Source organism: Bacillus sp. N6 (genome assembly GCF_052805735.1).
In genome coordinates, this window is record NZ_CM127843.1 from 876,044 (window position 1) to 902,310 (window position 26,267).

The following is a 26,267-nucleotide window of genomic DNA, read 5'->3' on the forward strand; positions in this document are numbered from 1 at the left end:
ATTTTAAGCTTCAATTACGCTAAGCATTCTGTTTATAAATGCAGCTGCGTGTGCACGTTGTGATGGTCCTTTTGGTACGAATTGATTAAATTCATTACCTTTTACAATTCCATATCCATACACTCTTTGTACTTCTTCTTTAGCGTAAATTAAGTTTTGGTCTACGAATGGTAGTTCAACTTGTTTTGCAAAAATACCAGCGTGTTTTAGAGAACGATCAATCATAATAACAGCTTCTTCGCGTGTAATTGTAGTATTTGGATCAAATGTATTATCACCACGTCCGCGGATTATGCCTGCGCTTGCTGCACGATTAATACCGTCTCTTAAAGATGGGTGTACTTGTTCTAAGTCTGTGAAATTAGCATTTCCACTTGGTAATTGTAAAGCACGAGTAATTAGTGTAGCAAATTCAGCACGCGTTACAAGACGTTCTGGGAAGTACTGGCCGTTCCCTTCTCCTTGCATAATGCCTCTAGCTGCTAATTGACGAATGTCTTGTTCATACCAGCCACCTGTAATGTCATCAGTTACTGGATTTTTTTGATTTTCTTTATAGTATGTTTCAGTTCCTTTTAAGAAAGCATCCCATTGTCCGCGTTGAATCATAAACGCAGGACAGTTTTTTCCTGACCAAAATTGGTGTTTTTGGACCTTATCTAGAGAAATATTTAAGTCGTTCATTAAATAAGCCGCCAATTTACGGGCATTTTCTACCGCTTTTTCATAGTTTCCATCTTGATTAACGGCAATTTCAATTCCGATAGATTCATAGTTTCCAGTTTTATTTCCAGCATGCCATCCAACTTCATTTACTGGAAGATGTTGATAAATTTCTTTATCATCTACTGTGAAATGCCAAGATGCGGCGCGATCAGCTGTTCCGCGTGCTTGGTTATCTAAGAATTTTGCATGATTTAGAGCATTAGCACCTTTCGCTGTATTAGCCGTTTCGTGAATCGTAATATATTTAGGTACCATCGGGTAACCAGGGCGAATATCGTCATTTCCTTTTGGGACAATCATTTCTTTAAATGTAACGCCATAAATAGTGTTTGTTTGTAGAGCTTCTGGCGATCTCAATAAACTATTTTTAGCAGTACGACTGTTTTTTAATAATGAAGCTTTTGTACCTTCAAATGTAGCAGAAGGTGCATAAATCCATTTTGCTGTTTCGTTTATTTGGACTTTAAACCAATTTCCAGCTTGTTCAGTAGGAGTAATGACTTGTGGTTGTAGTTTCCCTTCTTCTTTAAACGATTGGAACGGAAGGGCATGTATGGAAGCTTCTTCTTTTACGATTAATTTTTGGTTAGATAGTTTATGAATCTCTTGAACTTCTAAGCTATTATCATTGTTATCTATCCATCCAGCGCCAGTTGGCGTCGTTATGTAGTAAGCATTTCCTTTTTTCTTTGTCGCCGTTACGACTTGTTCTGTAATCTCGATATTCGATTTGTTTTTTAAATCATTCGCGGTATATAATGAATGTTTTTTTGAAGTGTAGAGTAGGAATTGGCCAGTAACCTCGATATCTTCTTCATGAGTACTATGCTCATTAACATGCTCCTTAATACTTTTAAAAACTTGATCCTCCGTATATACTTCGGCGGATTTTTCAGCACTCTCTGCAAATGAATAAGTAGGTGCAAGAACAGTTTGTAATGCAAGAGAGAGAGTTAATATACTATAAAATTTCTTTTTCATATTTTTTTTAACACATTAGATTATAAAATCTAGTGTTAACATTCCTCCTTTATATATTGTATTTTCGCTATGTAACGATTTTTTGTACTAATAAATTTTAACAAGAGAAAATCATGATGTCTATATACATGAGCGATATTCATAAAAAGAATTATTTGAAAAAATGTAAGAGAAACAGGTAAAACCTTCTGTATTGACCTGTAAACGCCCTTCAAGTAAACTAAAGAGAGTTTGCAAATGAAAAGGTGATAATGTGTTAATTTCAATTAAAACGTTACAAGATGATCGTTTTTTACGTCCGCTACAAAATATTGGCGGCTTATTTTTTGAAGATAGTACGATTGGATTTGAACAAGAGGAAGCGAATCTGATCGTTGATATACACATTGAGGATAATGTGAAAGCATCCGCTCGATTAACGGATGTTAGCACAGGAAATGTGTATGAAGAAACATTCTCGAAAGATTTATCTGCTTTCACAGATGAAAAAGAGCGTATGAAGCAAGTGAAGCACGTTGTATCTTATGTATATCTTTCTGTTCTTCAGCAGTTAACTGGACTTGAACAAAGCTGGGGTATTTTAACGGGAGTACGTCCGACGAAACTTCTTCATAAAATGCTTCAAAATGGTATGTCAAAAGAAGAAGCGCATCAAGAACTTCGTGAAAGTTATTTAATTCATGAAGAGAAAATTGAACTTCTTCAGCGTATTGTGGATTGCCAATTAGCAGTTGTTCCGGATTTATACCGTTTGAAAGAAGAAGTAAGTATTTATATCGGTATTCCGTTCTGCCCAACGAAATGTGCATATTGTACATTCCCGGCTTATGCAATTAATGGACGCCAAGGATCTGTTGATTCGTTCTTAGGTGGTTTACATTATGAAGTTCGTGAAATTGGTAAGTTTTTAAAAGAAAAAGGTGTGAAAGTTACGACGATTTATTATGGCGGCGGTACACCTACAAGTATTACAGCAGAAGAGATGGATATGCTGTATGAAGAAATGTACGAAGCGTTCCCAGACGTGAAAAATGTACGTGAAGTTACAGTTGAGGCAGGTCGTCCAGATACGATCACGCCAGCAAAGCTAGAAGTGTTAAATAAATGGAACATTGACCGTATTAGTATTAATCCGCAGTCATATCATCAAGAGACACTAAAAGCAATTGGACGTCATCATACTGTAGAAGAAACAATTGAGAAATACCATTTAGCTCGTGAAATGGGAATGAACAATATTAATATGGACTTAATTATTGGTCTTCCTGGTGAAGGGTTAGATATCTTCAAGCATACGTTAGATGAAACAGAAAAGTTAATGCCAGAATCATTAACAGTTCATACGTTATCATTTAAACGTGCTTCTGAAATGACGCAAAACAAACGTAAATATAAAGTAGCAGGTCGCGAAGAAATTACAGCGATGATGCACGAAGCAGAAGAATGGACGCAAAAGCATAATTACGTACCATATTACCTATATCGTCAAAAGAATATTTTAGGTAACTTAGAGAACGTTGGTTATGCAATGCCGACGCAAGAAAGTATTTACAACATTGTCATTATGGAAGAAGTACAATCAATTATCGGACTTGGTTGCGGTGCATCAAGTAAATTTGTTCATCCGAAGACGGGGGCAATTACGCACTTCGCGAATCCGAAAGATCCAAAATCATATAACGATGGCTTTGTAAAATATACAGAAGATAAACTGAAAATTTTAGAAGAGCTATTCGCATAAGAAGAAAGAGGTTGTTCCGAGTCGGAACAACCTCTTTTTATCCTGCAGTAATGGGGGGCCGATTATATCTTGGCAGTTTTTGTCGGTAAGTCGATATATTCGAAAAATCGCCGGTATAATTTTATTCACCGTTTAGCGGTACCGTATGTAAAACTATGTCGATAATAATCAGAAAAATTAGTCAAATCATTAGAGGACAATGTCTACTTATGGACGAAATGATAGATTTATGAAAGAGAAAAGGGGGAAATTGTTGGCATGTATATGACGATAGGGAGAATTTTTGATTTATCAGTTGGTAAGTATCCAAATAAAGAGGCGTTAGTGGAACCTGAAAAAAATATTCGCTGGACATATAAACAGTGGGATGAACAAATAAATAAAACGGCACACGCTTTATTAGAAGACGGAGTAAGAAAGGGAGATACAGTATCTGTTTACTTATATAACTGCCATGAATTTGTAAACGTTTACTTAGCTTGTGCGAAAATTGGCGCGATTTTTAACCCGATTAACTTCCGCTTAAAGGCGAAAGAAGTATCTTATATTCTTCAGGACGCATCCTCGAAAGTCGTTGTCTTTGAAAAAGCAGTTGAGTCAACTGTTGCTATAATTGAAAGAGATTTTCCAAATACATCTTTTTGGTCTATAGAAAACGACAAACCTTCCTATGCAAGTTCCTACCATGAAAAAGTGAATGCAGCATCTTCTGAGAAAGTAAATATCGAAATTGATGAAATGGATTATTGTTCTATGCTGTATACGAGCGGTACGACAGGTTATCCGAAAGGCGTGTTACATCGTCATCGTGAAATGGCTGAGCATAGTATGATTTGTACGTATTTCCTAAAATATAATAGAGATAGCGTTGGGCTTGTCGTTGCACCTTTATATCACTGTGGTGAATTAAATGCTGGAATCATACCACGCATTCAAGTTGGCGGAAAGAATGTTATTTTGCATCATTTTGATACAGAAACAGTATTACATACGATTCAAGAAGAAAAGATTACTACGTTCTTTGCAGCGCCGACGATGTGGAATATGTTGTTGCAAAAAGATTTAACTCAGTATGATTTAACTTCAATGAAAATCGGTATATATGGCGGAGCGGCAATGGCACCGGCGTTAGTGAAGGAATGTAAAGAACGTCTTTATATTGACCTTGTTCAAATATACGGAATGACAGAAATGGGACCAGTTGTGGCGTTTCTCGTAGAGGAGGATCAAATTACGAAAGCTGGTTCAGCAGGCACGCCATGCTTTAGTCATGAAGTTCGTATTGTGAAACCGAACGAGGATGCACCGGCAGAACCAGATGATGTATTACCTCCTTATGAAGTAGGAGAAATTATTTTACGCGGCCCAACTATGATGGCTGGCTATCATAATCGCGAAGAGGCGAATAAAAAATCGATGTATAAAGGATGGTATCATTCTGGTGATTTAGGATACTTTGATAAAGATGGTTATTTATTCGTTGCAGATCGTGTTGATGATATGGTAATTAGCGGTGGCGTAAATATTTACCCTCGTGAAATTGAAGATTTCCTTCATAGTCATCCCGGTATATTAGATGTGGCGGTACTTGGTGAGCCAGATGAATTATGGGGAGAGCGTGTTGTGGCAGTTATTGTGAAGAAAGATGAAACAATAACAGAAGCTGATTTAGAAACGTATTGCAAAGAAAGTGACGAATTAGCAGATTATAAGCGTCCGCGTCATTATTTATTTGTAGATGAACTTCCGCGTAATGCGAGCGGGAAGTTGCAGAAGTTTGTGCTGAGGGAGTCACTGAAAGGTGCGAAAAAATAGAAAATGAAGGATGCCCCATATCTATGGGGTATCCTTCATTTTTCTGTATTAAACAGAAGAAACAATATCTTTTTTAATTCTCATTTCTTCTTGGTGAAGGTTAATTAGCGCATTTGAAATAAGGTGGAAAAACAAAATGGATGTAATGTCCAAAAAGAAAAGACACCTTAAGGTGCCTCTCTCCGACTTGAACCATTTCATTTCATACGAATCGGAATCTATCCGTATTACCATTACCCCTTTGTTATGAGTGTAAACACACACTATAAAGCAGAATCGTCTATATACACTAGATTGTTAGTTCACAAAAGACAAGAGATTTGAGATCAATATCGAAGTGACGCCACATCCCCTATAATAATTGATATGTTACGCCTTTTAAAAGAATCTGCTTTATAGAACGTGCCCACAAGTTATATTTTACTACATGTAATATTCATTTAGTGTATTTTTTAATGAATATGTATAATTACATAAACTGTATGAAAAAAAGAGAGTATACTCTAACATTTTGTAATAAAGATAAAGCCCGCTTACGGAATAGGGGGCTTTTCTTACTTTTTATAGATATTTATTCCAATTATATTATCAGATGAATCTAAACGAATATAAACGTCAGCTGATAAAAGGTGTGCATTATATATTCGTTGTTTATATGTTGATATCTCGAAGTGTTTTCCATTTAATTCACATTCTAGAATAATCATATCGCCATGTTCTTTCCAATTTATTAATTTAGCAGTTGTATTCATATAAACCTCCTCTGAATCATTTTATGAAAATTAATAGAGATAGTGTGAGAAAGGAGTTTATATAACAAAAAAAGACACCTTAAGTGTCTTTTTCGATTACTATAAAAGTCGTTGAATGAAATAGGTTTCTATTTTTATTTACGTGAAAACCCTTCTTCATCAAGGTATTCCGCAGCTTCTGGATAAGAGTTGAATGTACCGTCTAAGTTTACACCAGCGTACACGTTCCACATGTCATCCTCTGAAATAAGAGTAAGAATATGACCATCTTCGTTCTGCCATTCTTCTTCTTTCGCAGGTTCTACAGGTGCTACTACTTCTTCTTGTGATAGAAGGTCAATTGATTTCTCAATTACTGAACGTAACTCTTCTGCTGAAAACTCACGGATGTTAACCATACCCTTATCATCCGTTTTGTAACCTTTAATACCACTTGCATACACAAATCCATTTCCATTTGGGTGTAAATGAAATACAACGTTCTTTTTATCTAAACGACTTTCTTCAAAGTGGAAGTTTACACGTTTTAATGATACGTTCTTTCTTTCTAGTTCTGGGAAAGATTCAATAATCGATAATTTTTCTTCAAAAGTTAGCATAGTGCCTCCAAGTATATAGTAAAAGATTTAATTTGTTCATTATAGCATAGTTGCAATTGTTTCCAAAGATAAGGGGGAAACTTTTCATTGAATACGTTTACGTCACGAGAATGTAAAAAGTGAGCTAACGAATGTATCTTTTTAGGTGTACAATGGAACATGGACTTTATACAAAGGTGGTTTTTTTATGTTTCAAAAAATAGCAAAGGAATGTTTAGCAGGATTTACTGTTGCGATTGTTGCGTTACCACTTGCGATTGCATTTGGTATTGCCGCGACAGGAACGTCTGAGGGAGCGCTTGTTGGATTGTATGGTGCGATTTTTGCAGGTTTATTCGCAGCGTTATTTGGCGGGACACCTGGGCAAGTAACGGGGCCAACTGGACCAATTACCGTTATCGCAACAGGAGTTATTGCGACGCACGGGTTAGAGGCAAGTTTTATTGCCTTTATGATGGCAGGGTTATTTCAAATTTTATTCGGTCTATGTAAGCTCGGTTCTTACGTTCGATATATTCCGTATCCTGTCGTTTCAGGATTTATGAATGGTATTGCATTAATCATTATTTTAGGCGAAATAAAGCACGTACAAAATAGTTTTCTACTTGTTGTGTTAACGATTATTGTAATGATTGTTTCTGGTAAATGGATTAAGGCGATTCCGTCTAGTTTAGTAGCACTAGTCGGTGTGACAGCTTTGCTACCTTTATTTTCTTCCCTACTCGAAGGACTTACAGTAAATTTACCGATTATCGGAAATCTTTCATTAAACAAAGTAATTGAAAAGATTGGAACCATTCCAGAAGCGATGCCTACGCTTCATATTCCATCTTTAAGTGGAACAGGAATAGCAGCACTTATTTTACCAGCGCTTAGTATTGCTTTATTAGGATCGATTGACTCGTTGTTAACATCGGTCGTAATGGATAATGTGACAGGTACACGTCATAAAAGTAATAAAGAGCTCGTTGGACAAGGTATCGGTAATATGATGAGCGGATTGTTTGGCGGATTAGCAGGTGCAGGTGCGACTGTAAGGTCTATCGTGAATATAAGAAGTGGCGGTAAAACGGCACTTTCGGCATGTATGCATAGTGTTATCTTATTCATTTTTATTATGGGTCTTGGTTCGGTCGTACAATATATTCCACTTGCTGTACTATCAGGTATTTTAATTTTAACTGGTATTGGAATGTTCGACTGGGAAAGCATGAAAAAGATGCATGTCGCTCCTAAAGGTGATGTCGTTGTTATGCTCGTAACGATGATTGTGACGGTGAAGTTCGATTTAATGATTGCTGTTGCATTCGGTATTATTCTTTCGTTCATCATATATATGGTGAAATGTAAAGAACGTAAAACTTCTATCGTAAAAGAAAGAGAAGAAACGTATACGATTCAAGGACCGCTCTCTTTCTTATCAGTAGATCGTATTTTCTCTACTTTACAAGATGTGAAGTCACCGGTTGTTTTACGTATGAAAGATGTGCGTTATATGGATGTATCAGGAGCTATGGCATTATTAAATTTTGTTGAGCAATCAAATAAAGTAGGAGCAAGTGTAAAGCTTGAGCAAGTACATCCGAGTATTGAAAAAACAATCATAGTAATGGCAAGCGATGAACAGAAAGAACAATTGAAAATCTTAAGTGCTTAGATGGTAATTAGAATATCTCACAATCTTACATACATTATAATGTAGAGTTGTGGGATATTCTTATAATATTTTTAGTAATATGTACCGCAGTGATAGAGAAGAGCTCTTTTTGAGTAACGAAAACAGTTATAATGTGTACATATAATGGAAGGAATTAGAAATTAGAATGTGAAGAGATAGGCGTAAATTGGTTCTCTTTTCTATTTTGTAAAAAAAACCAAGTATTCAACCTATAATAAATTTGTTATGATAACCAATGGGATAAAGTGAATCCCTATCGTTTAAAACAATATGTTTGAGAGTATATGTATAAAAGAAAAGAGAAAAAATATGAATAAAACATTTGTAAAAGGAGCAGCAATTTTAACCATTACAACTTTTTTGTCAAAATTGCTTGGTAGTTTTTTTCAAATTCCATTACAAAATATTGCAGGAGATGAAGTGCTCGGTATTTTCCGTCTTGTTTTTCCTGTATATATGATTGCTCTTACATTATCGGTAGCCGGAGTTCCACTTGCAATTTCGAAACTAATTGCAGAGTTGAACGAAAAAAATAAGCAAAAGGAAATTGCGAAATTATTTAAATCAGCGTCAATTATTGGGATAGCATTTGGCGTTTTCGGCTGTTTAGTCATTGTATTATTTTCTATTGAAATTGCAAATATGCTTGGTGGACAAGAAACTAGAATGCCGTTGCTTATTACTTCATTAGCATTACTCATTGCGCCATACATGGCAGTTTATAGAGGGTATTTTCAAGGTTTCGGTGATATGAAACCAACAGGGGTATCACAGGTCATTGAGCAATTTGTACGTGTGTTTTTTATGTTAATAATTGCTTACATACTAGTATCATGGGATAAGAGTAATACTGTTATTACTAGTGGTGCGATGGTTGGCTCTTTTCTTGGAGTCATTAGTTCGCTTATATATTTGCGTATAAAATATAATAGAAGTCCATACTACAATAAAAGCAATTCCTATTCACTCCGAGATTTAAGAGAAAACGGCAAAAAGATATTGAGGGTATCGATCCCAATCGCTATCGGAGCTTTATCAATGCCACTTTTAAATTTAGTAGACTCGCTTACAATACCGCATGTATTACAAGGATCATCAACAGAAATTCAAGAACAATTTGGAATATACAGTCGCGGTTTTGCATTCACGCAAATAATTGTTATTTTTGCAAGTGCAATTGTATTTCCGTTAATACCACTCTTAACTTCCGCATTGGCCAAAAGAGATATAAATTTGGCGAAAATAACAATTCAAAATACAAATCGACTAGCGCATGTTTTGACAGCACCGTTAACAATATGGTTGATGGCATTAACAGTACCGTTAAATGTCGGATTGTTCACAGACGTAAAAGGCAGTAGTATGTTAACAGTTATGATTGGCAGTTCGTATTTTACTGCGGTTATGGTATTATCAATAGGTGTTTTACAGGGCATTAATCGTTCTGCACAAGCTGCATGGATTGTTATTGGTGCGAGTTGTGTGAAAGTCGTGTTAAACATAATGTTCGTGCAGAAGTTGGGCATAGATGGAGCGGCGTATAGTACATTCATTACTTACGTATTGATTTGTATTGTAAATCATTTGTATATTCGAAGCTATATTGCCTATTCTATTCATTTAAAAAGCTTTTTTGGTGTGCTAGCAATAGCATCTATTTTAGGACTAGGATTGTATGAACTATTTAATGTGATAGATGTTACATCTTCAAGAATTATGACGTTATTATTCAGTGGTATAGCATTAAGTATTACAACCATTTTGTATGGTGTATGTGCTTTGAAATTAAAATGGATATCAATAAAAAAAATACCATTTTTGAAAAAATAAATATAAAAATTTAATTTTTTATTAAAATTCATATGAGCTGATAAAGAGGAAACTATGTAGGGTATTAAGTGTTTAGGTAAGGAATGGGTACCAGTTTATGTTAGATGAAATAAACGGTTACCTAGTTTTGGAGGAGATTTAGGGTGCGTTTAGTCTTATCAGGATATTATGGTTTTTATAATGTTGGAGACGAGGCGATTCTACAATCAATTATTGAATCGTTAAGTAAAGAGAACCCGGATATAGAACTAGTAGTACTATCAAATGATTCTAAATATACAAAGGAAATGTATGGTGTAGAATCGGTAGATCGCTGGGATATAAAAGCTGTTTATCATGCGATCAAAAACAGTGATGGAGTTATTAGTGGTGGCGGGAGCCTTCTTCAAGATCAGACAAGTACGAAGAGTATTCTATATTATACGGGTATTATGGGACTCGCTCGATTATTAAAAAAGCCGTATTATATTTATTCACAAGGAATAGGTCCAATTACAAAAGGATATAATCGTCTATTAGTAAAATGGAACTTGTCAAAAGCTTCCTATGTATCAGTTCGAGATGAGGATTCGTTTTTATATTTAAAAGGACTTGGCATAAAAAACGATATTGAAATTGTTCCAGACCCTGTTTTAACATGGAAACGGACAAAACAATCGGATTGGTTGCAAAAGCATTCGATACATGGAAAAGTAATCGCGGTTAGTGTGCGTTATTGGAATGCAAAAGAAGATTATATAAAAAAATTAGCTGCGGCATTAAAAAAATTAAAGCAAGAAGGATACCAAATTCTATTTGTTCCAATGCATGAGCCATTTGATCAAAAAGCTTCGCGTGAAGTAGTAGACTTAATGGGAGAAGAGACGTATATGCTTCCATATAAAATGGATATCGACGAGAAAATATTCATTTTATCACAATGTTCATTACTAATTGGTATGCGTCTTCATGCACTAGTTTTTTCTGCTGTAGCCAAAACTCCAATGGTCGGGATTTCATACGATCCGAAAATTGATTCGTTTTTAAGTCAAGTGAATCAGCCAGTTATAGGAAGTGTGGATGGCGAATGGAGTGCTGAATATTTATATGAAATTGCGAAAAAGCAATTAATGCAACAAGGAACTGTGCAGCAAGAGTTACAATTGACAATAGATGAGCTTCGGTTGCAAGGCAAACAGGCAACAAAGAAACTCATTGATCATATGGAAAAAGGCACTTTATTAAAAAAGTAAAGTGTCTTTTATTTTGTTTTGAATTTAATGAAAATTCTAATTAAAAAACGTTTTATTTTAATTCCTATTTATTATGCTAAAATGATTGTGATTATTATATAATCAAATTTGTGATAATAAATTCGTAGATTACGAGGAGGATAACCTTGAAGACTTTTTCAAAAGGTATAACAGCAGTGGCATTAACGGGATCATTACTTTTAACTCCTATTTCAAGTTATGCGGCAAATGATGATATTACAGGACATATGTTTGAGACGCATATGCGCTCACTTATTACTAAAGGAGTTTTAATGGGGTATGGAGACAATGTATATGCGCCTGATAAATTAGTAACAAGAGCAGAGTTTGCTACATTCATAGCAAGGGCTTTAAATTTACCGAAAGCTGATTCGAATTTCGAGGATGTGCCGAAGACTTACGGTTTATATGATGGTGTAAGTAGAGCATATGGAGCGAAAATTATTAATGGTCGTACGAACGAGACATTCTCACCAAATGATGTGATTACACGTGAAGAAATGTCGATAATGGTAAAGCGAGCGTTAGACTATAAAAATATTAAAGTAGCTGTAAGTCCGCTTACCTTTACTGATAAAGATAGTATTAACTATAAAGAGCATGTGCAAGTTATGGTGGCTACTCAAATTATTAAAGGGTATCCAGAAGATAATACATTTAGACCACATTTATCAGCTACAAGAGGGATGGCTTCAGCTATGTTGGATCGCATGCTTCAGACGATTGAAAAAAACGGAAATAGCAATCCTGTAGAAACTAAGAAATATGTTGTGACAAATGTAAGAGAAAATGGAACAGAGCAAGAAGTAGAGCGCTATAATACGTATAAAGAAGCGGTTACGGCTGCTCAAAATAAAGGTATGAATGCGGTGAAATACGAGAACGAATTTTTATGGATTAAAGATGGTTTTGCAAGTGCGAAAAGAATAACTGGGCAAAACATCATTAATATTTATGATGAGAATTTGTCAACAGTATATACGTATATTCAGTATGGAACAGAATTGAAAGTGTTAGAAGTTGGCGAAGATCGTGTGAAAGTTCAACTTTCTGGTTTGACAGGTTATGTGAAGAAGAATGAAATCACTTTAATTCCTACAAATGAAATGAAACAGTCGTCTTATTATGTGAAATCAGATGGATATTTATACCATAAATATTATACATATAATACAAGTTCACCTGGATATACAGAATTTAGATATGGTGTGGCACCTTCTTTCATGAAGCAAGGACAGCAAATGTATAGTGTAGATGGAAAGACATTTGGAGACGAAACTTTCTATCAATATTTCAATTATTTATCATTACGTTCGAAAACAGATTATACAGCTGAACAACTAGATAGTTATGTGAAATCGATTAAGCCAGACTCTCCATTAATTGGTTTAGGAAAGAAATTTAAAGAAGTAGAAAGCAAGTATAATGTAAATGCATTATTCTTATATTCATTAGCAATTCATGAAAGTTATTATGGAACAAGCGCTCTTGCAAAAGACAAAAATAATTTATTTGGTTTAAAAGCAACAGACGATAGTCCATATGGTAACGGAGAAGCATTCAATTCAAAAGAAGATTGTATTGAACATGCAGCAAAATTATACATGAATGAAGGATATTTAAATCCAGGACATTGGCGTTATACAGCAACATATACAGGTGATAAAGCTGCTGGTTTAAATGCGAAATATGCATCTGATGCGAACTGGGGTAAAAAAGTAGCGGGGCATATGAACCGTTTTGATTCTTATTTAGGTAAAAAAGAATACAACAAGTACAAACTTGCACGTGTGATGAATAACGTGGAAGTGAAAAAGAATCCTAGTATATCAAATGAGCGACTGTATCGTTTAAATACAAATGTAGTTGTTACAGTTACTGGTGAAGAAATAATAAATGGAAAATCGTGGGTTAAAGTTATTTCAGATAATCCTACTGTAACAGAAGCGTATATTGCAAAAGAAAGCTTAGAATATGTAAAACATTAATTAAATAAAAAAGAAGGTGCTACTAATATTTCGTAGCACCTTCTTTCTATTCAATTTCAAAATCAACAATGATATAAGCGAGTATAACAACGAAGAAAATACTAACGGCTGGCGCTGTTAATACGTGGCCAGACATAAAGCCAATGCCAAGTGATAGAATGAGTGTGCTCGCTAATAGCATATACTTTACGGTCATAATTTTCTTAAAGTTTGTGATCATGCGGATGAATAATTTAATACCAAAGTATAGAAGTGGTATTAAGTAAATAAGGAAACCGACAATTCCAAATGCGAAAAATAGGTCATGGAAGTCCATTTCAATTAATTTAATTTTATCTGTGTAGTTACCAGCGTAACCCATTCCGAATAGTTTTTGTGAAAGCGGTGCGTCTTTATAGTACTGTTTGTATGTTTTTAAGAATTTGTCGCGATCGCTGTAAATTAAACTTTTTACTTCAGAATCTGTAAGTTCACCTTTTGCATGTTTTTTTGCATCTTCTGGATCTTCTTTAATTACTTTTCCTTCTTTTCGATCTTTCTCTTCTTGTACTGATTTTTTGTATTCGTATATTTGCATGTGAATGCCCATATTTTTTGCGATAGGAGTATGCGGTGTAAGAGCAATTAAACCTCCTAGTATAACTGCGGCAACAACGGTATTTACAATATGTGTGAATCCTTTTCCTTCTTTTTTACGATTTATCATATATTCAATGAATGAGAAGAAAAGTGCTACGCCTAATGTAATAACAATTGCGCCATATCCGACTTTCGTTCCGACCATAATACTTGCATACATCGCAAGTATTGTTGGAATCCAGTAATATATTTTCGAGAAAGAAGTTGTTTTATGAATCGAATATAAGACAATGATTGGGAACATAATGGCGAAAAGAGAACTTAAATCATTTCCAGCGAAGAACCAACCTCTTGAACCAATTTTTGAGTGAGGATAGCTTGGGAAATCCGTTCCAGTTTGCATTGCGACAATCATAGTGATACTTAAAATTAAAGTTGCATATAAGAAATATGTAATGATTTTATGAAATACATACTCTTTATTTTTTAGCTCTTTAAAGGCGATAATATATCCAAACAGTAGCACAATTGGATATACGCTCTTTAAGATAAATTTAACTTCTTCTCCAAATGAAACTGGAGATTTAACCATCATATTATTTACAAGACCGATTGCGAGTGCGATTCCGAGTAAACATAAATAGAGGATGTACTTTTTCGCATCTTGTTGTTTGTGATGAAGAAGTAGGTATCCTAATGCAAGAAGCATAAAGGCGAAACGGACTACAACTCCAACTGTTGCGCTCATGTGTAATATATAGATTGAAAAAGATGTTAATAAATCTAAAATTGGTTGAAACACAATGAATAGCAATAGGAAATGTGGGAAGTAGTTATCCGTTTGTTTCAACTTATTAACCATATGTTCCTCCAGTTCTTCATTCCTTTATTACAACACCCAAAAGATGGGTATAAAGCCTTTTCTACATAGTAAGGCGAATGAATTTCAATATTTGTTTTTTTATCCCGCATTAACGGGCAGTAAGACCCCGCCTCAAAATACAATACAGCGGAAGCAAAGAAGTTAGGTGGGGATCAACTGCCCGTAAAAGCCCGATTGGTGAGGACTAATAATCAGTGGGGGATGAACACCCCCCACTGATTAAAGTCTCACTTTATCAAACTTAAGAATACACCATTTCATTGTAATGGTAAATAGATGAAAAGCATGGATAAACCGACTTTAATTTCTATATTTTTCAACGGAATTGTATGTTTTATACGGTATATGTACAAATTGCGAGATTATTAGACAGAAAATTGAGAAAAAAGAAGGATTTTTCAATGGTTTTCTATAATTATATAAGTATAATCTTTATGGAGAAAAGAGGGGTATATATAATGGAAATAACAAGTAAAACAGAATCTGTCGTTGTGAAATATGAAGGCCACGTTGCAACGGTTATGGTCAATCGCCCAGAGGTGTTAAATGCGTTAGATGAGCCGACATTAAAAGAGTTATTACAAAAGTTGAAAGAAGTAGCGGAAAGTTCTGCGCATATCGTTGTGTTATGCGGGAACGGCCGTGGTTTTTCTGCGGGTGGGGATATTAAATCGATGCTTTCAAGTAATGATGAAAGTAAGTTTGATGGCATTATGAATACTATTTCTGAAGTTGTCGTGACATTATATACGATGCCGAAGCTTGTTATTAGTGCAATTCATGGACCAACTGCAGGTCTTGGATTAAGTATTGCGTTAACAGCTGATTATGTAATGGCGGATATATCATCTGTTATTGCAATGAACTTTATTGGAATCGCTTTAATTCCAGATGGAGGCGGTCATTTCTTCCTTCAAAAGCGTGTCGGTGAAAATATGACGAAGCAAATTATTTGGGAAGGTAAGAAATTATCAGCGACAGAAGCGCTTGATATCGGCTTAATTGATGAAGTAATCGGCGAAGATTTCCAAACGGCTGTGAAGCAGAAGATTAATGAATGGTCACAAAAGCCGATTAAAGCAATGATTCAAACGAAGCAAATTTTATGTGAAGTAAATCGTTCTAATTTAGAGCAAACATTGCAATTAGAGAAGCGTGGTCAATATGCAATGAGACAAACAGCGGATCATAAAGAAGGAATTGCTGCGTTTTTAGAGAAACGTTTACCAGCATTTAAAGGGGAATAAAGTGAAGTGAGGATTTTGTCCATTCCTCACTGATTATTAGCTCGTTAATTCGGGATAAAGGGGAGAAAGTGCTAACACATTTTAGTATAATTGTGTTAGCACTTTTTTTAAGGAGTAATACATGAAGAAAATGATCGGTGTTATCACTATTATTTTGCTTACATATTCTGCTTTGCATAGTACACCATCTTTGGCAGTTCGGACTGCGTTGTTTTTTGAGGGACATCCAAGTGTTGCATTTTCTGACGGGGTGACGAAAGAAAAAGATGTGAAAAAAGAAGTTATTCCAGATGAGTATCAAACTCTATATGGTAAGGACGAAGACTTAGAGCACTATTTCTTTCCACATGTAAGAGCACATGGATCAGGAATTGATATGTTAAGTGCGTGCGTGAAGAAAAAATGGTTTTTCTATAAAGCAGAGCTCGGATGTTATTAAATATAGGAGGATGAATGATGTCAGCATATAACAAGTTAGTAAGAGATCGTGTTCCAGAGAAGATTTTAATGTCTGGAAAAACGTATACAGCACAAAAATTAACAGGTCAAGCATACATACAAGCTTTAGCGAAAATTGGAACAGAAGAAATTCGTGAATTTGCTTCTATGAAAGAACGCGAACATGCGCTAGATTCTCTTGCGGATGCGCTAGAAGTTATCATCTCATTAGCACGTGCAGAAGGTGCATCGATTGAAGATGTAGAACGCCTTCGTAAGAAAAAAGAAGTAGAGCGCGGTGGATTTGAAAGAGGTATTTATTTATTAGACGTTTCAGAAGAATAGTTTTATAGGAAAAGCATAGCGTTAATGAGTAACGCTATGCTTTTTTGTTGCAATGAAGCTAATAATGAAGAAGATAGCTGTTAATATCCAGCCGATTGTAATAGAAGTAGTAGTATGAATGGCATAAGAGATTTGTAAACAAAATAATGATGCTAAAAACCAAATGAGTGCAATGTGTATATATTTTTTTGATATATTCATATTTCAGGACTCCTTTTGTATACTAAAAAGAATTTTACTACAATTTAGAAAATTAAGCTATATAAGTAGAGGTTTTCTGGCGAATTTTGTATACTGAATAGTAGAGAAAGTGAGGAGGAAACGACAATGGCACATCATACGAAAGAAACGATGGAACTGATTAAGGAGCTTGTCTCTATTCCGAGTCCATCTGGAAATACAGCAAAAATTATTAATTTCATTGAAAACTATGTAAGTGAGTGGAACGTAGAAACGAAACGTAATAATAAGGGTGCTCTTATTTTAACGGTAAAAGGGAAGAATGATGCGCAGCACCGCTTATTAACGGCACACGTTGATACGTTAGGTGCGATGGTGAAAGAAATTAAGCCTGATGGTCGCCTGAGTCTTTCTATGATTGGTGGATTTCGCTGGAACTCTGTAGAAGGAGAATATTGCGAAATTGAAACATCAAGTGGCAAGACGTATACAGGAACGATTTTAATGCATCAAACATCTGTACATGTATATAAAGATGCAGGTGAAGCAAAACGCGATGAGAAAAATATTGAAGTTCGTATTGATGAGCGCGTATTTTCAGCTGATGAAGTACGCGAATTAGGAATTGAAGTAGGAGACTTCGTGTCATTTGATCCGCGCGTTCAAATTACAGAGAGTGGATACATAAAATCACGTCATTTAGATGACAAAGTAAGTGTTGCGATTTTATTAAAATTAATTAAAAGATTACAAGATGAAAACGTAACATTACCATATACGACGCATTTCTTAATTTCTAATAATGAAGAGATTGGATACGGTGGTAATTCTAATATTCCAGAAGAAACTGTTGAATACTTAGCAGTTGATATGGGAGCGTTAGGTGATGGACAAACATCTGATGAATATACAGTATCTATTTGTGCAAAAGACTCTAGCGGCCCGTATCATTACGCTTTACGTAAACATTTAGTAGAGCTTGCGAAAACGAATCATATTGAATATAAAGTAGATATCTATCCATACTACGGATCTGATGCATCAGCTGCGATTCGCGCGGGATTTGATGTGAAACATGCTTTAATTGGAGCGGGTATTGATTCTTCTCACGCATTTGAACGTACACATGAAAGTTCTATTGCGCATACAGAAGCATTAGTGTATGCATATGTAATGTCTAATTTAATTGAAGAATAATTTCATAGATAATAGAGAGCTGATTAAAAATAATATTTTTAATCAGCTTTTTATTTGGCAAAGCGATTAGGAGACATGTCCTAATCGTTTTTTTATCCTGCTATTTGTGGGTTGATTAAAGTTTTATTTTATATACATTCATTATAAGTTATATATATGCGATTTTTGTTATACGGCCGGAAACGTATTTACTATAGATATATAATGTTATACACTATGAAAGGAATTAATTAATAGTTAATATTTTTTAGTTAGCTTGATTAAAAAAATGTATGAATATGAAGTTTTGAGAGGAGATTTATTTTTCATGAAGTACAAAGCAATAGCCGCAGGTTTATTAGCAGCAAATTTACTAGCACATCCAATTAGTAGTTTAGCAGAAACGAAGAAATTTCCTGATGTTTCAGATAGTGCGTGGTCGAAAGACGCAATTTATTATTTAGTAGAGAGAAATGTAATTAACGGTATGCCAGATGGTAACTTTATGCCATACGGAAATTTAACACGTGCCCAGGCAGCAAAGATTATCGCAACGGCAATTGGTGCTAAAGTAGATCCGAATGCAAAGCCGTCTTATAATGATGCAAAAAATAATTGGGCAGCTTCATTTATTGCAGCCATGGAAAAAGAGAATATTATTAAAGGGCGAGAACCAGGAGTATTTGATCCTGAAGGAAAAGTAACTCGTGCTGAAATGGCAGCTATGCTTGTAAGAGCATATAATCTGAAAAGCAAAGTAACAGGACCAGTTCCTACAAAATTCGCTGATTTAGAGAATCATTGGGGTAAAGAAGAAGTTAATATTTTAGTAGAATTAAAACTTTCTTTAGGTACAGAGAATGGCTGGAAACCGAATGATTCTATTACGCGTGAACAAGCAGCTCAGCTTACTGCGCAAACAGATAAATTTAGCAAGAATAGTGATCGTCCAGTAGAAACAAAGAAAATGTACATAGATAGAAAATTCATTACATATCACGCACCATCATTAAGTTCTGGGATTAGTGCGAATCAGCATAATCCACAAACGGTTGAAATTAAAGAAGAACGAGATGGATGGATCAAAATTGCAACAAGTAACGGTGATAAATGGACACCTTTAGTAGAGAAAACAGAAGTTATTAATGAAGGATTCACTACTTATGCAGAAGCTTCTTCTTCGTCAAAAGTAATGGGAACACATAACGCACAGCAAGTAACTGTTATTGAAGAGAACGGCAGCTGGATTCGTATCCGCATGGGCGCTGGTTTCCAATGGGTTAATAAAAATCAATTAAATCCAGTGAAGCAAGGTAACTTCTTAGAAGGAAAAGCGATTATCATTGATCCAGGTCATGGTGGAGCGGATTCAGGTAATCCAGGTTATTATGAGAAAGAAAGTGAAACTGTATTAGATGTATCACTACGATTACAGAAAATATTTGAGAAAAAGACACCATTTACTGTGTTATTCACTCGTACAGATGATACACGTCCAGGAACAAGTGCTTCTGATTCTTTAAAGAAACGTGTAGAATTTGCTCAAAAAAATAATGGGGATATTTTTGTAAGTATTCATGGTAATGGCACGGAAGAGAAAAATGGACAAGGTACAGAAACGTTCTACTATGAATCAGCGACAGCAAGAGGAACAAATCCTAACGTATCAGAAAGTCGTTTACTAGCAGAAAAAATTCAAGAGCGTCTTGTAGATGCACTGGGAACAAAAGATCGTGGTGTGAAAAAAGGCGATTTATACGTAATTAGAGAAAATACAATGCCAGCTGTATTAGCAGAATTAGCATTTGTAGATAATAAAAGTGATGCAGATAAAATAGCTACACCAGCGCAGAGACAAAGTGCAGCGGAAGCTATTTATCAAGGTATTTTAGATTACTATGAAGAAATGGGTAACAACGTGTCTTCTTTCCGTTAATAAATAATAAGAGATTGCCATTGGCAGTCTCTTTTATTTATTAACGTTTCTCTTTATTTCCGGCATATGATATCATTTAATTTTATATACAAAAGAAAAGTATTTGAGTAATTGTAATCAGAACAATTTTAAACGATAGAGGATGATAATAGATTGAATAATCATAGTAAAACACCTGCCTGTATATATACGTATGCATTTCGTGAGGAGGAGCGTGCTTTATGTTACTTGGAAATGCGCTCGTTCTTTGGAATGGAGTCCCACGTTAATATTTTAAAAAGTGATGTCAAAATTGACCCGAGTAGAAGTGCGTTTATAAAAGAGCGCGTTGAGGTTATGTATGAAGGAGACGACTTAGAAAGCATTTTAAAACAAGTGGAACAAATTGATTTGGCGGGAGCGACATTTAAAGTTATCTTCGTTAAAATCAATGACCTCGTTGGAGAGAATAAAATTGAATATGGAGAAAGACGTCTTATTGAACGAGACCTCGGCATGCATATTGAAGGAGAAGCGGATGTTCGTAATCCAGAGCGTGTATTCGGGATTGTTCCTCTTGGAGGACGCTGGTACTTCGGGCACTATGTAGAAAGCGAACCAGTTTGGTATCATCACATAAAAAAACCGCATAGTTATTCGACATCTCTTAGCACACGTGTTGCGAGATCAGTTGCAAATATCGCTGTACCAAATCCAGAGGGAGTACGAGCAATTGACCCGTGCTGCGGTATTGGAACAGTAGTAGTAGAAGCACTTTCTATGGGGATTAACATCGTTGGTAGAGATATAAATCCACTTGTAGTTCTTGGAACGAGAAAAAACATCGCACATTTCGGATTTGAAGGAACAGTAACAAAAGGGCCGATCGAGGAAATTACTGAGAACTACGACGTTGCCATTATCGATATGCCGTACGACTTATTTACGCATGCCACACCAGAAGATCAACTATCAATTCTCTCAAGTGCACGCCGCATCGCGAAAAAAGTAGTCGTTGTCACGATGGAAACAATGGACGACATGATCCATGAAGCAGGATTCGAAATTACAGATCGCTGTATTACAAGAAAAGGATCATTTACTAGACAAATTCTTGTTTGTGAATAAGAAAGGAAGGTCACCCGTTTGGGTGACCTTTTTTTATTGTAGTTTGATGTGTGATTGGTTGGTGGCGTAGATAGATAAATTTAAAAAATTGCTGATATATTCCGAGAATCGCCAATATCGTTACATTAGAATATTACTGTTCTTTTAATTTTTCTTGTTGTGCGATTAATAAATTGCGTAATACGTGTCCGCGGTAACTTTCTAGTTTTCTTCCTTCATGATAGCGCACACCTAATTTTTTTAGTTCAGCTACGTACCAGCCCTTTGTTCCGTAATACATGGGATCACTTCCTTTTTGCTTTTGAACAGTATATGTTGGGGGACGAAGTAACTTTACATTGAAAATAATAATGGTAAAAGGAATCCTACATGTGTGTACGAGAGGAATTGCAAAGTTATCGAGGTGTTTTATAACGTAACATCCAAGCCGTGTATAAAAAAGTAGACAGTTGTATATGAATTTGTTGAAAAAAGAATACACATTACTGAGGGGATTTGAAAAAAGTAATGCTATACGATTTGGCATGATACTTGCGTTGGAAATAGTATCAACGTATAGGGGAGAGATAGAAATGAAGGTTAGTAAAATATATACAACGATTGATGCACACGTAGCTGGGGAGCCGCTTCGAATTATTACGGGCGGAGTGCCAGAAATAAAAGGGGAAACGCAGCTGGAAAGACGCGCATACTGTATGGAACATTTGGATTACCTTCGTGAAATTCTGATGTATGAACCGAGAGGGCATCACGGAATGTACGGTTGTATCATTACACCGCCAGCAAGTGCCCACGCTGATTTTGGTGTTTTATTTATGCACAATGAAGGATGGAGTACGATGTGTGGTCATGGCATTATTGCTGTCATTACAGTTGGAATTGAAACAGGCATGTTTGAAGTAAAGGGTGAAAAACAAAAGTTCATTATTGATAGCCCAGCCGGAGAAGTTATTGCGTATGCAAAATATAACGGGAGTGAAGTAGAATCTGTATCATTTGAAAATGTTCCTTCATTTGTATACAAAAAAGACGTTCCTATTAAAATAGATAACTATGAATTTCAAGTAGATATCGCGTTTGGAGGAGCATTTTACGCTGTTGTAGACTGTAAAGAATTTGGTTTGAAAGTTGATTTTAAAGACTTGCCCGCTATTCAAACGTGGGGCGGTAAAATTAAACATTATATAGAGAGCAAAATGGAAGTGAAACATCCACTTGAAGAAGGATTGAAAGGAATATACGGCGTTATCTTTTCAGATGAACCGAAAGACAAAGGTGCTACGCTACGAAATGTAACGATTTTTGCTGATGGGCAAGTAGACCGTTCTCCTTGCGGTACAGGAACTTCAGCGAGAATCGCAACTCTTTTTGAAAAAGCTACCTTGCAAAAAGGAGAAGTATTCATCCATGAATGCATTACTGATGGGAAATTCCAGGGAGAAGTATTATCCGTAACAGCGGTAGGTACATATGAAGCTGTCGTTCCGAAAGTAACGGGGCATGCATTTATTACAGGGTTTCATCAGTTCGTTGTAGATCCGAGAGATGATTTGAAACGGGGATTTTTGTTAGGATAGAAGGAGGAGGTGGAAAGATATGCTAGTTATAAGCGCGAACGAACAAAGAAACTTAGTAAATATGAATGAAGTTATTGAATACGCGGCGCTTGCTTTAAAAGAATTTTCCGCAGAAAGAACGATTACACCAATAAGAGGCTCATTACCATTTGCGAACGAGCAAAATACGGCATTAATTATGCCTTCAGTAGCGGAAGGACTTGAGGCACTTGGAGTAAAAATAGTAACGGTAGTCCCGCAAAATAAACAGATAGGAAAGAAAACGATCAATGGGATTGTGATGCTATCAGACTTTCAAACGGGAGAACCGCTTGCACTTTTAGAAGGATCGTACTTAACGATGATCCGAACGGGCGCCTTATCAGGAGTAGCGACAAAATATTTAGCTCGTCATAACGCAAAAACTTTATGCATTATCGGCACGGGCGAACAAGCGAAAGGAATTGCCGAAGCAATATTTGCAGTTAGAGATATCGAAAAAGTCATTTTATACAATCGCACAGAAGAAAAAGCATATGCATTTGCGCAACATATACAAGAGAAATTTGGTAAACCTGCTTACGTTTACAGGGATCCAAATGAAGCAATACGTGAAGCAGACATCATCGTCACAACTACGAACGCAACCACACCAGTCTTCTCAGAAACACTACAAAAAGGCGTCCACGTAAACGCCGTCGGCTCATTCAGACCGAGCATGCAAGAACTACCCTCACACGCCATCACAAGCGCAAACAAAGTAGTAGTCGAATCAAAAGAAGCAGCACTAGACGAAACAGGAGACCTTCAAGTTCCGATAAAAGAAGGTCTATTCAAAGCAAACGCCATTCACGCTGAACTTGGTCAAATTATAAGCGGAGAAAAAGCTGGCCGCGAAAATGATGAAGAGATTACTATTTTCAAATCAGTTGGTTTAGCGGTAGTAGATATTATCGTTGCGAAGTATTTGTATGAGAAAGCGGTGGAGCAAGGAGTAGGGAATAAGATTGAGTTTTGAGACTGCCTTTTGGTGGTCTTTTTTGTCGGGATGGGTGTGCTAGTATTTATAATTGAAGCCTTTTAATATTATGTTGAAATATATGAATTCTGCGCGGACATCAAATCATTCATTCGATTGGTATATGAAAAAAGTTGCACCTCTAATTATTAGAGATGCAACTTTTTACCATTCACGCCATTCTTCTGTTATATCTTCTTCAGATTCTAGACCAGCTATTCGTGCTGCTGTATCGATAAATTCATAGAGATCTTCTCTTTCCATTGTTTCGATAAAATGTTCATGTTCGATATTTAATTCATTTAATTTAATAACTACCTCTTTAACAACTTGCATTACTTCGACTTCGGTTGGATTCTCTCCTAATCGCTGTAAATTGTTAATGTAAGTGTCAAGAACTGTATTTGTTGTACTTATATTTTCTTCAGTGAAAAATTCTCCATCTTCATCAGACTCAACCCATGAGGTTGTTGGTTTGTTTTTTTTCAATTCATCAAATGTCATGATAACCTCCTAAATGTGTTTTTGTCTTTAATCCCATTCTATATTTTCGGTCATATATAACAATCATTTTAGAGGTGTTTTCTGTAAGTTTCTAGTTTTTTTATTCATTTTAAGAGGCCATCTATTCGAGGTTTTTTTATTTTATCATCCTTATAAATATAGTTTATCGCAAGAATACATTAATAGATTTCAAACTTTCTAGTTTTACAAAAAAGTTTGACTTTACATACAGGTAGTGGTAATTTAAAACTTATAAGAAAACTCGGGATTAATTCCGAGTTTTCTTATGGGTATAACTAGTTTGAGGGGGCCGAAAGATGAAACAGAAGTTATTTGCATTACCATTTGTTCTAATACTACTTATTGCATTAGCGGCTTGTTCTGGGGAAAAAGATTCTTCGAAGCAAGCAGGAACTAGTAAATCAGGGACTCCGAAAGACGGAGGGGCGTTAACGATTGGTGTTAGCGATAATCCAGATACGATGAATCCGCTTTATGCGAATGATCGTGTGTCATTAACTGTGCAGCAAGCTTTATATGCGCCGCTATATCATATGGAAGACGGTAAGAAAAAGTTTGTTCTTGCTGAGAGCTTTACGCCTTCAGAAGATCAATTAACTTGGACACTGAAGTTAAAAGATAATTTGAAATGGCATGATGGTAAGAAAATTACATCAGACGATATAGCATTTACATTCCAATCTATTTTAGATGAGAAGCAAAATAGCTCAAGTCGTGAAAACTTTATTTTTAAAGGAAAGCCGCTTGAGGTGAAAAAGGTAGATGAGTTAACAACTCAATTCGTTTTACCTCAAGTAAGCGCATCTTTCGAAGGTGTGATGAATGATTTCTTCCCAATTCCGAAACATGTATTTGAAGGGGAAGCAGATTTAGCGAAGAGTAAGAAAAACTTACAGCCTGTAGGATCAGGACCGTTTAAGTTTAAAGAGTATAAATCAGATGAGTACGTTGCATTAGATCGATTTGATGATTATGTAGGTGGGAAAGCTAAGTTAGACTCTATCGTATACCGCGTTGTAAAAGACCGTAATACAGCAAATGTTTCACTGCAAAATGGTCAAATCAACATGAAGATGATTGAGCCGCAAGACTTTAAGAAACTAGATAGCACTGGGAACTTCTCAATGGTGACATTCCCTGAAGGTAGATTATTCTACTTATCTTATAACATGAATACAGATTTGATGAAGAAAAAAGAAGTGCGCCAAGCAATTGCGCATGCGTTAGATAAAAAAGAAATGATTAACTCAGCATTCGTTTCAGGTGAATTTGCAGAACCAGCAAATTCAATCTTAACGCCAGACGCTATGTATTATGCGAAAGATATTAAAGACTATAAGTATGATAAAAAAGAAGCGAAAGATTTATTAGCAAAAGCTGGCGTGAAAGATAAGGAAAAAGTACGTGTGATGTATGTAACGAATAATAAAATTATGGAAAGCTTAGCGTTATATACACAACAAAAATTAAAAGAAGTTGGCTTAGAAGTTGAACTAAATGCATTAGATGCTAGTGCGGCAAGTGAAAAAGGCTTAGATAAAGAGAATAAAGAATATGACATTACATTTGGTGGTTACATAATGGGACCTGAGCCAGATTCATATAAGAGCTTATTCTTAAGCAATGCTGAATACAATTATGCACGATATAAAAACGCTGATTTCGATAAGTTATGGGAAGAAGCTGCAGTTGAGACAGATAAAACAAAACGCGCAGAGCTATACCATAAAATTCAAGAGACAGCTAGAGAAGACGTACCTTATCTACCAATCGCGTATCCGAAAGCAGTTATTGCAGTAGATAAAAAGTTTGATGGATTAAAAGAAGCGAAAGCAATTCCTGTCACAATGTTTGAAGATCTATCTAAGATTTATGAAGTGAAATAAGAAACAATAAAGAAGCTGGTGGAAATCA

22 protein-coding genes are annotated in these 26,267 nt (G+C 35.6%); 15 read left to right on the plus strand and 7 right to left on the minus strand.

The window, feature by feature from the left end; all coding sequences use genetic code 11:
• Nucleotides 1-3: 3 nt before the first annotated feature.
• The gene (locus ACUXVC_RS04500; RefSeq protein WP_446025936.1) at nucleotides 4-1,707 is read right to left on the minus strand and encodes an S-layer homology domain-containing protein; all 1,704 of its coding nucleotides are present in this window, start codon (nucleotides 1,705-1,707) and stop codon (nucleotides 4-6) included.
• A 253-nt stretch (nucleotides 1,708-1,960) separates the two neighbouring features.
• On the opposite strand from ACUXVC_RS04500, the gene ACUXVC_RS04505 reads away from it, so the two are divergent.
• Nucleotides 1,961-3,448, plus strand: a complete 1,488-nt coding sequence (locus ACUXVC_RS04505) for a coproporphyrinogen III oxidase (RefSeq protein WP_000908776.1) — start codon at nucleotides 1,961-1,963, stop codon at nucleotides 3,446-3,448.
• A 258-nt stretch (nucleotides 3,449-3,706) separates the two neighbouring features.
• Nucleotides 3,707-5,263: a fatty acid--CoA ligase gene (locus tag ACUXVC_RS04510; RefSeq protein ID WP_446025937.1), complete on the plus strand. Its 1,557-nt coding sequence runs from the start codon at nucleotides 3,707-3,709 to the stop codon at nucleotides 5,261-5,263.
• A 554-nt stretch (nucleotides 5,264-5,817) separates the two neighbouring features.
• On the opposite strand, the gene ACUXVC_RS04515 is transcribed toward ACUXVC_RS04510, so the two are convergent.
• Nucleotides 5,818-6,015: a hypothetical protein gene (locus ACUXVC_RS04515; protein ID WP_098794571.1), complete on the minus strand. Its 198-nt coding sequence runs from the start codon at nucleotides 6,013-6,015 to the stop codon at nucleotides 5,818-5,820.
• 134 nt (nucleotides 6,016-6,149) lie between these two features.
• Nucleotides 6,150-6,614 (minus strand): hypothetical protein, encoded by a 465-nt coding sequence (locus ACUXVC_RS04520; protein ID WP_000954998.1) that lies wholly within the window; start codon nucleotides 6,612-6,614, stop codon nucleotides 6,150-6,152.
• 187 nt (nucleotides 6,615-6,801) lie between these two features.
• Between ACUXVC_RS04520 and ACUXVC_RS04525 the strand changes: the two genes are divergently transcribed.
• The 4 genes from ACUXVC_RS04525 to ACUXVC_RS04540 all read left to right on the plus strand — a co-directional run bounded on the left by ACUXVC_RS04525 (nucleotide 6,802) and on the right by ACUXVC_RS04540 (nucleotide 13,363).
• Entirely contained in the window at nucleotides 6,802-8,271 is a 1,470-nt protein-coding gene (locus tag ACUXVC_RS04525) for a SulP family inorganic anion transporter (protein ID WP_446025938.1), read from the plus strand.
• Nucleotides 8,272-8,601: 330 nt separating this feature from the next.
• Nucleotides 8,602-10,122, plus strand: a complete 1,521-nt coding sequence (locus tag ACUXVC_RS04530) for a putative polysaccharide biosynthesis protein (RefSeq protein ID WP_144465688.1) — start codon at nucleotides 8,602-8,604, stop codon at nucleotides 10,120-10,122.
• Nucleotides 10,123-10,265: 143 nt separating this feature from the next.
• Nucleotides 10,266-11,354, plus strand: a complete 1,089-nt coding sequence (csaB, locus tag ACUXVC_RS04535; RefSeq protein WP_001241596.1) for a polysaccharide pyruvyl transferase CsaB — start codon at nucleotides 10,266-10,268, stop codon at nucleotides 11,352-11,354.
• A 146-nt stretch (nucleotides 11,355-11,500) separates the two neighbouring features.
• A complete protein-coding gene (locus tag ACUXVC_RS04540) occupies nucleotides 11,501-13,363 on the plus strand; it encodes an S-layer homology domain-containing protein (RefSeq protein WP_098126171.1) in 1,863 nt (620 codons plus the stop codon).
• A gap of 46 nt (nucleotides 13,364-13,409) precedes the next feature.
• On the opposite strand, the gene ACUXVC_RS04545 is transcribed toward ACUXVC_RS04540, so the two are convergent.
• Nucleotides 13,410-14,804: an O-antigen ligase family protein gene (locus tag ACUXVC_RS04545; protein WP_098015365.1), complete on the minus strand. Its 1,395-nt coding sequence runs from the start codon at nucleotides 14,802-14,804 to the stop codon at nucleotides 13,410-13,412.
• Nucleotides 14,805-15,259: 455 nt separating this feature from the next.
• Here ACUXVC_RS04545 and ACUXVC_RS04550 point away from each other — a divergent pair, with 455 nt between their 5' ends.
• The 3 genes from ACUXVC_RS04550 (at nucleotide 15,260) to ACUXVC_RS04560 (ending at nucleotide 16,855) form a co-directional block, all read left to right on the plus strand.
• Nucleotides 15,260-16,072: an enoyl-CoA hydratase gene (locus ACUXVC_RS04550; protein WP_001999174.1), complete on the plus strand. Its 813-nt coding sequence runs from the start codon at nucleotides 15,260-15,262 to the stop codon at nucleotides 16,070-16,072.
• A 121-nt stretch (nucleotides 16,073-16,193) separates the two neighbouring features.
• Nucleotides 16,194-16,511 carry a hypothetical protein gene (locus ACUXVC_RS04555; protein WP_098126173.1) on the plus strand — a complete coding sequence of 106 codons (318 nt, stop codon included), beginning with the start codon at nucleotides 16,194-16,196 and terminating at the stop codon, nucleotides 16,509-16,511.
• A 17-nt stretch (nucleotides 16,512-16,528) separates the two neighbouring features.
• Nucleotides 16,529-16,855: a nucleoside triphosphate pyrophosphohydrolase gene (locus tag ACUXVC_RS04560; protein WP_001277348.1), complete on the plus strand. Its 327-nt coding sequence runs from the start codon at nucleotides 16,529-16,531 to the stop codon at nucleotides 16,853-16,855.
• A gap of 21 nt (nucleotides 16,856-16,876) precedes the next feature.
• On the opposite strand, the gene ACUXVC_RS04565 is transcribed toward ACUXVC_RS04560, so the two are convergent.
• On the minus strand, nucleotides 16,877-17,056 hold the full coding sequence (locus ACUXVC_RS04565) for a hypothetical protein (protein WP_001027083.1): 180 nt from the start codon (nucleotides 17,054-17,056) through the stop codon (nucleotides 16,877-16,879).
• A 126-nt stretch (nucleotides 17,057-17,182) separates the two neighbouring features.
• Here ACUXVC_RS04565 and ACUXVC_RS04570 point away from each other — a divergent pair, with 126 nt between their 5' ends.
• The 3 genes from ACUXVC_RS04570 (at nucleotide 17,183) to ACUXVC_RS04580 (ending at nucleotide 21,254) form a co-directional block, all read left to right on the plus strand.
• On the plus strand, nucleotides 17,183-18,232 hold the full coding sequence (locus ACUXVC_RS04570) for a M42 family metallopeptidase (RefSeq protein WP_000930086.1): 1,050 nt from the start codon (nucleotides 17,183-17,185) through the stop codon (nucleotides 18,230-18,232).
• 307 nt (nucleotides 18,233-18,539) lie between these two features.
• Nucleotides 18,540-20,147 (plus strand): N-acetylmuramoyl-L-alanine amidase, encoded by a 1,608-nt coding sequence (locus tag ACUXVC_RS04575; RefSeq protein WP_000875329.1) that lies wholly within the window; start codon nucleotides 18,540-18,542, stop codon nucleotides 20,145-20,147.
• Nucleotides 20,148-20,300: 153 nt separating this feature from the next.
• Entirely contained in the window at nucleotides 20,301-21,254 is a 954-nt protein-coding gene (locus tag ACUXVC_RS04580; protein ID WP_001059316.1) for a TRM11 family SAM-dependent methyltransferase, read from the plus strand.
• A gap of 133 nt (nucleotides 21,255-21,387) precedes the next feature.
• Here the strand turns inward: ACUXVC_RS04580 and ACUXVC_RS04585 are convergent, their stop codons facing one another.
• Nucleotides 21,388-21,618 (minus strand): YflJ family protein, encoded by a 231-nt coding sequence (locus ACUXVC_RS04585; RefSeq protein ID WP_130055420.1) that lies wholly within the window; start codon nucleotides 21,616-21,618, stop codon nucleotides 21,388-21,390.
• 208 nt (nucleotides 21,619-21,826) lie between these two features.
• Here ACUXVC_RS04585 and ACUXVC_RS04590 point away from each other — a divergent pair, with 208 nt between their 5' ends.
• Both ACUXVC_RS04590 and ACUXVC_RS04595 read left to right on the plus strand, forming a co-directional pair.
• Nucleotides 21,827-22,831, plus strand: a complete 1,005-nt coding sequence (locus ACUXVC_RS04590) for a proline racemase family protein (RefSeq protein WP_095691336.1) — start codon at nucleotides 21,827-21,829, stop codon at nucleotides 22,829-22,831.
• A 19-nt stretch (nucleotides 22,832-22,850) separates the two neighbouring features.
• Nucleotides 22,851-23,828 carry an ornithine cyclodeaminase family protein gene (locus tag ACUXVC_RS04595; protein ID WP_089170493.1) on the plus strand — a complete coding sequence of 326 codons (978 nt, stop codon included), beginning with the start codon at nucleotides 22,851-22,853 and terminating at the stop codon, nucleotides 23,826-23,828.
• Between the two features lie 165 nt (nucleotides 23,829-23,993).
• Here ACUXVC_RS04595 and ACUXVC_RS04600 read toward each other — a convergent pair whose 3' ends face one another.
• Nucleotides 23,994-24,332, minus strand: a complete 339-nt coding sequence (locus tag ACUXVC_RS04600; protein WP_098976699.1) for a hypothetical protein — start codon at nucleotides 24,330-24,332, stop codon at nucleotides 23,994-23,996.
• 317 nt (nucleotides 24,333-24,649) lie between these two features.
• On the opposite strand from ACUXVC_RS04600, the gene ACUXVC_RS04605 reads away from it, so the two are divergent.
• Nucleotides 24,650-26,239, plus strand: a complete 1,590-nt coding sequence (locus tag ACUXVC_RS04605) for an ABC transporter substrate-binding protein (protein WP_000810659.1) — start codon at nucleotides 24,650-24,652, stop codon at nucleotides 26,237-26,239.
• Nucleotides 26,240-26,267 lie beyond the last annotated feature (28 nt).

Excerpts from the sequence above, each read along its gene's own strand:
- ACUXVC_RS04500 (WP_446025936.1), bottom strand. The coding sequence starts at position 1,707 with ATGAAAAAGAAATTTTATAGTATATTAACTCTCTCTCTTGCATTACAA.
- ACUXVC_RS04510 (WP_446025937.1), top strand. The coding sequence starts at position 3,707 with ATGTATATGACGATAGGGAGAATTTTTGATTTATCAGTTGGTAAGTAT.
- ACUXVC_RS04515 (WP_098794571.1), bottom strand. The coding sequence starts at position 6,015 with ATGAATACAACTGCTAAATTAATAAATTGGAAAGAACATGGCGATATG.
- ACUXVC_RS04520 (WP_000954998.1), bottom strand. The coding sequence starts at position 6,614 with ATGCTAACTTTTGAAGAAAAATTATCGATTATTGAATCTTTCCCAGAA.
- ACUXVC_RS04525 (WP_446025938.1), top strand. The coding sequence starts at position 6,802 with ATGTTTCAAAAAATAGCAAAGGAATGTTTAGCAGGATTTACTGTTGCG.
- ACUXVC_RS04530 (WP_144465688.1), top strand. The coding sequence starts at position 8,602 with ATGAATAAAACATTTGTAAAAGGAGCAGCAATTTTAACCATTACAACT.
- ACUXVC_RS04545 (WP_098015365.1), bottom strand. The coding sequence starts at position 14,804 with ATGGTTAATAAGTTGAAACAAACGGATAACTACTTCCCACATTTCCTA.
- ACUXVC_RS04550 (WP_001999174.1), top strand. The coding sequence starts at position 15,260 with ATGGAGAAAAGAGGGGTATATATAATGGAAATAACAAGTAAAACAGAA.
- ACUXVC_RS04555 (WP_098126173.1), top strand. The coding sequence starts at position 16,194 with ATGAAGAAAATGATCGGTGTTATCACTATTATTTTGCTTACATATTCT.
- ACUXVC_RS04560 (WP_001277348.1), top strand. The coding sequence starts at position 16,529 with ATGTCAGCATATAACAAGTTAGTAAGAGATCGTGTTCCAGAGAAGATT.
- ACUXVC_RS04565 (WP_001027083.1), bottom strand. The coding sequence starts at position 17,056 with ATGAATATATCAAAAAAATATATACACATTGCACTCATTTGGTTTTTA.
- ACUXVC_RS04570 (WP_000930086.1), top strand. The coding sequence starts at position 17,183 with ATGGCACATCATACGAAAGAAACGATGGAACTGATTAAGGAGCTTGTC.
- ACUXVC_RS04575 (WP_000875329.1), top strand. The coding sequence starts at position 18,540 with ATGAAGTACAAAGCAATAGCCGCAGGTTTATTAGCAGCAAATTTACTA.
- ACUXVC_RS04590 (WP_095691336.1), top strand. The coding sequence starts at position 21,827 with ATGAAGGTTAGTAAAATATATACAACGATTGATGCACACGTAGCTGGG.
- ACUXVC_RS04595 (WP_089170493.1), top strand. The coding sequence starts at position 22,851 with ATGCTAGTTATAAGCGCGAACGAACAAAGAAACTTAGTAAATATGAAT.
- ACUXVC_RS04600 (WP_098976699.1), bottom strand. The coding sequence starts at position 24,332 with ATGACATTTGATGAATTGAAAAAAAACAAACCAACAACCTCATGGGTT.
- ACUXVC_RS04605 (WP_000810659.1), top strand. The coding sequence starts at position 24,650 with ATGAAACAGAAGTTATTTGCATTACCATTTGTTCTAATACTACTTATT.